The sequence below is a fragment of the Geodermatophilus sp. SYSU D01119 genome (assembly GCF_054049975.1).
Window position 1 is genome coordinate 1 of sequence record NZ_JBJGYL010000054.1, and the last position, 9,464, is coordinate 9,464.

General features: G+C 75.4%; 9 protein-coding genes. 4 read left to right on the plus strand and 5 right to left on the minus strand.

The window, feature by feature from the left end; genetic code table 11:
- On the minus strand, positions 1-929 hold a 929-nt coding region (locus tag ACI79X_RS23160; protein WP_457027775.1), incomplete at its 3' end, for an alpha/beta fold hydrolase.
- Between the two features lie 57 nt (positions 930-986).
- On the opposite strand from ACI79X_RS23160, the gene ACI79X_RS23165 reads away from it, so the two are divergent.
- Together ACI79X_RS23165 and ACI79X_RS23170 are read left to right on the plus strand one after the other, a co-directional pair.
- Entirely contained in the window at positions 987-2,330 is a 1,344-nt protein-coding gene (locus tag ACI79X_RS23165) for a DNA polymerase IV (RefSeq protein WP_457027776.1), read from the plus strand.
- Complete coding sequence (locus ACI79X_RS23170) at positions 2,327-2,914, plus strand: class I SAM-dependent methyltransferase (protein WP_457027777.1); 588 nt, start codon at positions 2,327-2,329, stop codon at positions 2,912-2,914. Before ACI79X_RS23165 ends, ACI79X_RS23170 begins: the two co-directional genes overlap by 4 nt.
- Positions 2,915-2,920: 6 nt before the next feature.
- Here ACI79X_RS23170 and ACI79X_RS23175 read toward each other — a convergent pair whose 3' ends face one another.
- From ACI79X_RS23175 to ACI79X_RS23185, 3 genes are all read right to left on the minus strand, one after another.
- A complete protein-coding gene (locus tag ACI79X_RS23175; RefSeq protein WP_457027778.1) occupies positions 2,921-3,184 on the minus strand; it encodes a hypothetical protein in 264 nt (87 codons plus the stop codon).
- 196 nt (positions 3,185-3,380) lie between these two features.
- A complete protein-coding gene (locus tag ACI79X_RS23180) occupies positions 3,381-3,779 on the minus strand; it encodes a DUF6188 family protein (RefSeq protein WP_457027779.1) in 399 nt (132 codons plus the stop codon).
- A 123-nt stretch (positions 3,780-3,902) separates the two neighbouring features.
- A complete protein-coding gene (locus tag ACI79X_RS23185; protein ID WP_457027780.1) occupies positions 3,903-5,084 on the minus strand; it encodes a PucR family transcriptional regulator in 1,182 nt (393 codons plus the stop codon).
- A gap of 103 nt (positions 5,085-5,187) precedes the next feature.
- On the opposite strand from ACI79X_RS23185, the gene ACI79X_RS23190 reads away from it, so the two are divergent.
- Both ACI79X_RS23190 and ACI79X_RS23195 read left to right on the plus strand, forming a co-directional pair.
- A complete protein-coding gene (locus ACI79X_RS23190; RefSeq protein ID WP_457027781.1) occupies positions 5,188-6,288 on the plus strand; it encodes a ferredoxin reductase in 1,101 nt (366 codons plus the stop codon).
- A 38-nt stretch (positions 6,289-6,326) separates the two neighbouring features.
- Positions 6,327-7,538: a fatty acid desaturase family protein gene (locus tag ACI79X_RS23195; RefSeq protein WP_457027782.1), complete on the plus strand. Its 1,212-nt coding sequence runs from the start codon at positions 6,327-6,329 to the stop codon at positions 7,536-7,538.
- A gap of 56 nt (positions 7,539-7,594) precedes the next feature.
- Here the strand turns inward: ACI79X_RS23195 and ACI79X_RS23200 are convergent, their stop codons facing one another.
- Positions 7,595-9,241: a hypothetical protein gene (locus tag ACI79X_RS23200; RefSeq protein ID WP_457027783.1), complete on the minus strand. Its 1,647-nt coding sequence runs from the start codon at positions 9,239-9,241 to the stop codon at positions 7,595-7,597.
- Between the last annotated feature and the right edge of the window lie 223 nt (positions 9,242-9,464).

A 9,464-nucleotide genomic window follows, 5' to 3' on the forward strand; every position in this document is an offset into this window, starting at 1 on the left:
CCCCGCGGCCGCGCCGCCCGCCCCGCGCCGCGTCCAACCCGCCCACGCGCCCCCCCCCCCCCCGCCCGCGGCCCCCCCCCCCCCCCCCCCCCCCCCCCCCCCCCCCCCAGGAACTCCGTGAGCACCCGCTCCGCGCCGGTGGGGAGCGTGTGGTGCGTGGCGCCGGGCAGCGTCACCACGCCCGCCCGCGGCATGAGCCGTCCCGCGGTGCGGGCCACCTGCCGCGGGTCCTGCGCCCGCCCGTCCCCGGCGACGACGACCAGCGTGGGCACGGTGAGCCCGGCCAGCCGCGCCGGGTCGGGACGGCGGGTGCGCACCGGCGCCGCGGTCGGCACCTCGGCGCCCAGCGCGGCGACGTCGAGCCACGCGTCGTCCACCGGCCGCCCGCCGGTCTCCCAGCGCACCAGGGCCCGCATCCGGGCGGCGCTGGGGCGGGTGAGCACCGGGACGGCGCGCAGCAGGTAGCCGGGGGAGAAGCCGGCGAAGGTGGTGGTCGGGTCGACCAGCCCGAGGCGGCGCACGCGGCCGGGCCGGTCGAGCGCGAGGGCGAGCGCCTGCCAGCCGCCGTAGCTGTGCCCGGCCAGGTCGACGGCGCCCAGCCCCAGCCCGTCGAGCACCTCGGTGAGCCAGTCGGCGACGTCGTCGGCGCTGGTGAGCGGGGTGGTGGCGGGGCTGCGGCCGGCGTCGCCCACCGGGTCGACGACGTGCACGCGGCGCACCGCGGCCAGCAGCCGCATCGCGCCCGACCAGGCCAGCGCGGTGGCACCGCCGCCGGGCAGCAGCACCAGCGGGGGAGCCGACGCCGCGCCGCTGACCAGCACGTGGGTGCGGCCGAACCGGGTGGCGACGTCGACCGGCCGGACCGGCACCGGCCAGCGCGCGAGCGCCGCGTCGTAGGCGGTCTCGAACGCGGCCCGCCGGTCCCCCATGCGCGGAGCCTGCCGGGTGCGCGACACCCCGGCAACGGACGGGGGAGGATCGGGAGCGTGCGGCGGGAGGCGAGCGTCCTGCACCTGGACCTGGACGCGTTCTTCGCCGCCGTCGAGCAGCGCGACAAGCCGTCGCTGCGGGGGCGGCCGGTGGTCGTCGGAGGCACCGGCGGGCGCGGCGTCGTCGCCACGGCGTCCTACGAGGCGCGCGCCTACGGTGCCCGCTCCGCGATGTCGACGGCGGAGGCCCGCCGCCGCTGCCCGCCCGGGACGGCCTTCCTCGGCGGCCGGTTCGGCGCCTACCGGCGGACGTCGGACGTCGTGATGGCGCTGCTGCGCGAGCTGTCGCCGCTGGTGGAGCCGGTGTCGATCGACGAGGCCTACGTGGACCTCGCGGCCGGCGACCACGACTTGTCCGTCGACGGCGTCACGGCGCTCGCCCGCACGCTCAAGGAGCGGATCGCCGAGGCCACCGGCGGGGTGACCGGCTCGGTCGGGATCGGCAGCTCGAAGCTGATGGCGAAGATCGCCTCCGACCTCGACAAGCCCGACGGCCTCGTCGTCGTCCCGCCCGGCTCCGAGCTCGACGTGCTGCACCCGCTGCCGGTCACCCGGCTCGGCGGCGTGGGACCGGCCACGGCCGAGCGGCTGCGGCAGGTCGGCGTGCGTACGGTGGCCGACCTGGCGGCGAAGACGCTGCCCGACCTCGTGACCCTCGCCGGGCGGGCGCACGGCACCGGGCTGTACCAGCTGGCGCGGGCCGAGGACGACCGCCCGGTGGTGGCCGAGCGGGAGGCCAAGTCGGTCTCGCAGGAGTCGACGTTCGAGCGGGACCTCACCGATCTCGCCGAGCTGAACCGGCTCATCGACTCGATGGCCACCCGCGTGGGCGACCGGCTGCGCGGCTCGGCGCTGTCGGGGCGCACCGTGACGCTCAAGCTGCGCCGCTACGACTTCACGACGATGACCCGCTCGCAGACGCTGCCCCAGCCCACCGACGACGCCCGGCAGGTCGCCTCCATCGCCCGGCGGCTGCTGGCCGAGGCCGGCACCGGGGGCGGGCTGCGGCTGATCGGCGTCGGCGTCTCGGGGCTGTCGCAGTACGCGCAGGGCGACCTGTTCGCGGAGGAGCCGGCGGCGGCGGAGGAGGCACTGGACGACGTCGTCGAGGCACCCGAGGCCCCGCCGCCGCCCGCGGACCGGCGCTGGTGGCCGGGGCAGGACGTCGTCCACGACGAGCTCGGTGCCGGCTGGGTGTGGGGCCGCGGGCTGGGCCGGGTGACGGTGCGGTTCGAGGGGCCGCTGACCCCGCCGGGGCCGGTGCGCACGCTCGCCGCCGACGACCCGGCGCTGCACCCCGGTGACCCGCCGGACTGGCGGCCGACGACGATGGAGCCGTGACCGAGAACCTCTGGGTGCGGATGACGCAGGCCGACCCCGGCCACTCGGCCGCCTACGTGCAGCGCTTCCGCGACCTCGCGGCCGGCGGGATGGACATCGTCGGCGAGGCCCGGCTGGTCGACGCGATGCTGCCCCGCGGGGCCAGGGTCCTCGACGCCGGCTGCGGTCCCGGCCGGGTGGGCGGGCACCTCGCCTCGGTGGGGCACGCCGTCGTCGGCGTCGACGTCGACCCGGTGCTCGTCGCGGCGGCCGAGCAGGACCACCCGGGCGCGCGCTGGCTGGTCGGCGACCTCGCGGAGCTCGACCTGCCCGACCGCTTCGCCGCCGTCGTCTGCGCCGGCAACGTGGTGACGTTCCTGGCGCCCTCGACGCGGGTGGAGGTGCTGCGGCGCTTCCGGGCCCACCTGGCCGACGGCGGCCGGGCGGTGGTCGGGTTCGGCGCCGGGCGCGACTACGCCTTCGACGCGTTCCTCGACGACGCCCGCGCCGCCGGCCTCGAGCCCGACGTGCTGCTGTCGAGCTGGCACCTGCACCCGTTCACGGCCGACTCGGACTTCCTGGTCGCGGTGCTGCGCCCCGCCTGAGCCGCGTCAGCCGACCTCGGCCAGCCACCCGACGACGCGCAGGTCGCCGTCGAGGTGGACGACGAGCGTCTGCCCGTCGGCGCCGCGCAGGTGCGCCTCGAACAGGCCGTCGCCGTCGACCTCCAGCCACTCGATGGTGGCGCCGGGGTGGTCGGCGAGGGCGGCGGCGGCCACCTCGACGGCGACGTCGGCGGTCAGCTCCGGCGGCAGGGACGGGCGCGGGCGGCGGACCCAGGCGTGCCGGCCGACGGTCTCGTGGGTGCGGTTCATAGCGGACCTCCTCGCTCCCCGCGGCGCCGGGGCGGTGCCGCGATGGGTCCGAGACTCAGGCCCGGGCCTGGGAGGACCCTGTGACGCAGGTGCCGGTTCCCCGCGACCCGCCGCTGCTCCTCCCTGCCGCGATCATGGCGCCGTGACCACCGCCGACCGGCGTGGCGTGGTTCCCGCGCCATGATGGCGGGGCTGGTCAGAGCCGGGGGCGGGCATCCCAGATCGCCAGCCCGCCGCCGGGCAGGCAGATCACCTTCGCCCCGTCGGGACGGTCGTAGGCCCACGCCTCGTACGAGGGGTCCGGTGGGCACCGCAGCGTCGTCGACCCCACGGTGAGCGTCAGGGCGCCCGCTGCGTCGACTCCCGCGCGGCTCGCCGTGGACCGCAGCCAGGGGTGCAGGAGCGCGACGCCGTCGAGGGAGGTCGGCTCGACCGCCGCTCCGGGCCGGCCGGCGACCGTCACCGGGCACGCGAGCGTCAGCAGCGCCCCGTCGTCGAGGACCACCTGGACGTCACCGACGCCGACGCGCACCTGGTCGGCGGACCGCCCCTCCACCGACCGCAGCAGCCGGTCGGCGTCCTCGACGTTCCCCACCCGGGCAGCCTCCCAGCCCCTCCACCGTCGCGATCATGGAGCCCCCGTGGCGACACGCGGGGCCGCGGCGGCGCGTCGCCACCGCAACTCCGTGATCGCGGGGACCGCGCGGCGCAGACGGGGTCAGCGGGCGCCGAGGGCGATGGTCAGCTCGAGCACCGTCTGCGGGTCGTCGAGGCGGGCGCCGTAGAGCTCGCGGAGCTGGCCCATCCGGTAGCGGACCGTCTGCGGGTGCACGAACAGCTCCGCGGCCACCTGCTCGCGGCGGCCGTGGTGCAGCAGCCACGAGCGCAGCGTCTCCAGGAGCTTCTCGCGCGGCCCGGGTCCGAGCTCGTCGAGCGGCGCCAGCACCTGCGCGCGCAGGTCGGCCAGCGCCTCGCCGTCGGCCCGCAGCACCAGGTCGGCCAGCCGCACCTCGGTGTCCACGGGCGCCTCGCCGTCGGGCAGCAGGCCGAGCTGCAGCGCCCGCAGCGCCCGCGAGTAGGACGAGCGGGTGTCCTGCCACGGCCGCGCCGGGCCGACGACGGCGTCCCGCCCGGCCAGCGAGGACAGCAGCGCCGCCCGCGCGAAGCCCTCGGCGTCGGGGACCAGCAGCACCGCCCGCTCGGTGGAGGGTTCCGTGCCGGGCAGGTCCTCGCCGACCTGCAGCGTGCGGGAGTCGAGCACCCCCAGCGCGCCGCGGGCGTCGGCCTCCGGCAGCAGCACCGCGGTGAGGGTGCGCGGCGGCGTCCAGTCCGCCCGCTCGGCCGCCACGTTCAGCTCGTAGGCGGGCGCGCCGGTGACCAGCAGTTGCGCCAGCCGCTCCAGCTGCCGGCGCCGCTCGCGGCCGCTGGCGGCGAGGTGGTCGGCGTGGCCGGACGCGCTGGCCGCTGACAGCCGGTCGATGTAGGCGAACACCAGCTCGGCGAAGCGGGCCAGCGACCCGGCCGGCATGCCGGCCGCCACCGCCGTGGCGCTCAGGTGCCGCCACGCCACCCGGGCGCCCACCCGGTAGGCGGCCAGCAGGGCGTCCATCGACCGGCCGGTGCGCGCCTCCCCGCGGCCCAGCGAGTAGGCGCCCTGGATCGCGGGGTCGATGGGCCGGCTGGCGTCGACACCCCCGGCCGACGTCGCGAGCTCCAGGAACCCGGCGAGCGCGAGCTCGACGGCGTTCTCGATCTTGCGGCCCATCGGCCCGCGGAACGCCTCGGCGTAGCCGGGGACCTCCACGACGATCGCCGCCACGGTCCGCTCGGCCACCGCCGGCAGCTCGGCCATCACGGCCTCCGCGACGTCGGCGGCGAAGGTCTCCTGCTGCACCGTCACGTGACCTCCTCGTGACCTCACTTGTTCGCCACGAACAGTATCCGCGCCCACGTTCACGTCGAGGGCACAGGTGATTACGCGCGTTGCAGGGAACTGTAGGGACATGACCGCGACCGTTCCGCGCCCTTCCCCGGCCCGGCCGGCCCTGAAGGCGCTGCGCGACCGCGCCCTGCGCCTCGCCGAGCTCGTCACCACGCCCCTGCTGCCCGCCGACTACCTCGACCTGATCGACCCGCTGCGGTCCGGCGCCGCGCTGCGCGGGCGCATCGAGGCGGTCCTCCCCGAGACCCGCGACGCCGCCACCGTCGTCATCCGGCCCGGCGCCGACTGGCAGCCGCACCGGCCCGGCCAGTACGTGCGGATCGGGATCGACGTCGACGGCGTCCGCATGTGGCGGGCGTACTCGATCACCTCCGACCTCGGCCGCACCGACGGCTGTTTCACCGTCACGGTCAAGGCGATCCCCGGCGGCAAGGTCAGCAACCACCTGGTCCGCCGCACCGAGCCGGGCACGATCGTGCAGCTCGACCAGGCCACCGGGGAGTTCTGCCTGCCCGCGCAGCTGCCGGCCAAGGCGCTGTTCGTCACCGCCGGCTCCGGCATCACCCCAGTCATGGGCATCCTGCGCAACCACCCCGAGCTGGCCGACGTCGTGCTCGTGCACTCGGCGCCCACCGCCGACGACGTCGTCTTCGGTGCCGAGCTGCGGCAGCTCGCCGCCGACGGCCGGATCCGGCTGGTCGAGCAGCACACCGACACCGCCGGGATGCTCGACGCCGCCGCGGTCGCCGCGCTCGTCCCCGACCACGCCGAGCGCGCCACCTGGGCGTGCGGCCCGGTCGGCATGCTCGAGGCGCTCGAGGAGCACTGGGCCGCCGCCGGCCTGTCCGACCGGCTCTACACCGAGCGCTTCCGCCCGAAGGTGCTGGTCACCGGCGAGGGCGGCACGGTCACCTTCACGAAGAACGGGACGTCGCTCGAGGCCGACGGGGCCACCCCGATCCTCGACGCCGCCGAGGAGGCCGGCGTCCTCATGCCGAGCGGTTGCCGCATGGGCATCTGCTACGGCTGCGTCCTCCCGCTGCGCGAGGGCGCCGTCCGCGACCTGCGCACCGGCGAGGTGACCACCGCCGCCCCGGGCGACGGCGTCCTCGTCCAGACCTGCGTGAGCGCCGCCGCCGGCGCCTGCGACATCGACCACTGACCCCCTACGCGACACCGAGACCGAGGAGCCGCATAGACATGACCGTCCTGCAGAAGAAGCCCGTCAACCCCATCGAGCACCTCACCCCCGAGGACATCGAGCTCATCGGCAAGGAGCTCGACGAGATCCGCCAGGGCGTGATGGACAGCCGCGGCGAGTCCGACGCGCGGTACATCCGCAAGGTCATCGACGTGCACCGCAAGATCGAGCTCGGCAGCCGCGCGGTGCTGCTGGCGTCCGGCTTCCCGCCGGCCTGGATCGCCGGGACGATCGGCCTCTCGATCGCCAAGATCCTCGAGAACATGGAGATCGGGCACAACATCCTCCACGGCCAGTGGGACTGGATGCGCGATCCGAAGATCCACTCCACGACGTGGGAGTGGGACATGGCCAGCCCGGCCGAGCAGTGGAAGCACTCGCACAACGAGCTGCACCACACGTACACGAACGTGATCGGCAAGGACAACGACCTCGGCTACGGCATCATGCGCGTCGACGAGGACCAGCCGTGGACGCCGATGTACCTCGGGCAGCCGCTGTGGAGCTTCATCAACGCGTGCTTCTTCGAGTACGGGATCGCCGCCTACGACCTCGAGCTCGGCGCCGTCATCGCCAAGAAGCAGACCGGTGACCCGGAGTTCCGCCGGCGGGCCAAGCAGGTGCTGGTCAAGATCGGCCGCCAGGTGCGCAAGGACTACGTCATCCACCCGCTGCTGTCGGGCCCGAACTTCGTCGCCACCCTGGCCGCGAACTTCACCGCCAACATCGTGCGGAACCTGTGGTCGAACTCGGTGATCCTCTGCGGGCACTTCCCCGAGGGCGTCGAGACCTTCGAGAAGAAGTCGATCGACGGCGAGACGCGCGGCGAGTGGTACCTGCGCCAGATGCTCGGCTCGGCCAACATCTCCGGCTCGAAGGCGATGCACATCCTGACCGGCAACCTGTCGCACCAGATCGAGCACCACCTGTTCCCGGACCTGCCGAGCAACCGGTACGCCGAGATCGCGCCGAAGATCCGTGACCTGTTCGACCGCTACGGCCTGAACTACCACACGGCGCCGCTGCCGCAGCAGGTCGCGTCGGCCTGGCACAAGATCATCCGGCTGTCGCTGCCGAACGGCTGGCTGCAGAACACCACCGCCCGCAACCTGCCCTCGCAGCTGGGCAAGCTGTGGAAGATGACGACCGGCAAGCCGCGCGTGCGCCGCGCGCTGCTCCGCGAGCAGGCCGCCATGGCCGCCGCTGCCTGATCCACCGCGCACGACAGAGGGGCCCGGGACGGGGATCGTCCCGGGCCCCTCTGTCGTCAGCGGTTGTAGTGGACCACCACCCGGCCGGTGATCGTCGTGATGTACCCGCCGTGGAAGGACTGGACCCAGTAGCCGAGCTGGTTGTGCGCACTGTTCAACGGGTAGCTCAGGCGGCCGTTCTCCCAGCCCTGCGCTGCCCACGCCCCGAGGAAGAGGGTGGGCACGAAGTTCGGCCGGTACCCCCGGAGCCCGACGACGGTGGTGTTGCGGTACATCGAGCCACCCGCGAAGTGCTGCCCGCACCCGCCGTCGCGCAGGCCGCAGAAGACGTCCGACGTGGGGTAGCCGGCGATGCCGTTCTCCCACCCGAGGTCGCCCCAGGAGAGGAACGTCGCGCGGGGGACGCCGAAGATGCCGTGCGGTGACGAGTAGATGGAGCCGCCGGAGAAGTGCTGCCCGCACCCGCCGGCACGCAGCCCGCAGAAGACGTCGGAGGTGGGGTAGCCCAGGTACCCGTGCTCCCAGCCGAGGGCGGCCCACTTGTCCCGGAAGGCTCCGGCGACGGTGAAGTCGACGACGTTGCCGCTCGTGTACTGGTAGACCGAGCCACCCTGGAAGTGCTGACCGCAGCCCGTGAACTTCAATCCGCAGAACTGGTCGGTGGTCGGGTACCCGAGGACACCCCACTCCCAGCCCTGCGCGGCCCAGCGGCGGTTCGCCCAGCCCGAGAGGACGCGTGCCCCGGTGGCCGGCGACCAGTAGATCGAGCCGTTCTGGAAGTGCTGGCCACACCCTCCGCCGCGCAGGCCGCAGAACTCCCGGCCGGTCGGATAGCCGAGCCCACCCCACTCCCAGCCCTGCTGCGCCCAGCGGCCGGAGATGGCGCCGGCCCGCAGCCCGATGGACCCGGTGGCAGGGCTCCAGTAGACCGAGCCGGTCTCGAAGGACTGCAGGCAGCCGCCGTCGCGGAGGCCGCAGACCATGTCGTCGACCGGGAAGCCCAGGGCGTGCTCCCACCCGGCGGCGCCCCAGCCGGCACGGATGCGGTCCGGCACGACCGTGGCGTAGAAGGCGTCGTTGACGTAGATCGAGGCGGCCCGGAAGTGCTGGCCGCAGCCGTTGCCGCGCAGGCCGCAGAAGGTGTCGGTGGTCGGATAGCCGGGGGCGTCCGCCGCGAAGACGGCGCCCGCGTCGACCCACGTGTCGTAGATCTCGGGGTCGGTGACCACCCGGGCGCCGGTCGCGGCCGACCAGACGATCACGCCGTACGAGTAGTAGCCGATGCAGCCGTCACCCGGAAGCCCGCAGTCGATCGGGTAGAGGACGGGGCCGAGGGGGCCGGTCGGCCCGCCCAGAGCCGCGTAGCGGTCCTCGACGGCCGTCGGCGTGCCTGCCGCCGCCACCTGCGCCGCCGCGGTGACGGGTGCGAAGGGCACCTCGGGGCCGCTGGGGCCGGCGTCGGCCGCGTCCGTGGTCCCGGCCGCCGCGACGGCGTCCTCGGTGGCCGTCGTCTCCGGGACGGCGGCCGTCCCGGGGTCCGTCGTCTGCGGGGTGGTCGTCACCTCCGGGGGGGTCGTCACCTCCGGCGGAGTCGCCGGCTCCTCGGCGAGTGCCTGGCCGGGTACGAGGAGTGCCCCGGCCAGCGTCACCGCCACGACCGCGCCGTGCAGCCAGCGCGGTGCGCCGCGCCCCCGTGTCCCCATCGTCCGCTCCTGGTGCCTCGTCCCCGCACCGGCGCGGGGGAGGCGGACGCTAGGGGCGGCCGCGCCCGCGACACGCCCGACACCCCGCGCCCCGGCCGCACGTGACCGGGACGGGACCACGGGGGCGGATGACGGAGGGGGGGGGGGGGGGCGGGGGGGTGGCGGGGGGCGGGGGGGGGGGGGGGGGGGGGGGGGGGGGGGGGGGGGGGGGGGGGGGGGGGCG

What these genes read in the sequence shown, in the direction of transcription:
- ACI79X_RS23175 (WP_457027778.1), bottom strand. Translation starts at nt 3,184, where the DNA reads ATGAACCGCACCCACGAGACCGTCGGCCGGCACGCCTGGGTCCGCCGC.
- ACI79X_RS23190 (WP_457027781.1), top strand. Translation starts at nt 5,188, where the DNA reads ATGACCGCGACCGTTCCGCGCCCTTCCCCGGCCCGGCCGGCCCTGAAG.
- ACI79X_RS23195 (WP_457027782.1), top strand. Translation starts at nt 6,327, where the DNA reads ATGACCGTCCTGCAGAAGAAGCCCGTCAACCCCATCGAGCACCTCACC.
- ACI79X_RS23200 (WP_457027783.1), bottom strand. Translation starts at nt 9,241, where the DNA reads ATGGGGACACGGGGGCGCGGCGCACCGCGCTGGCTGCACGGCGCGGTC.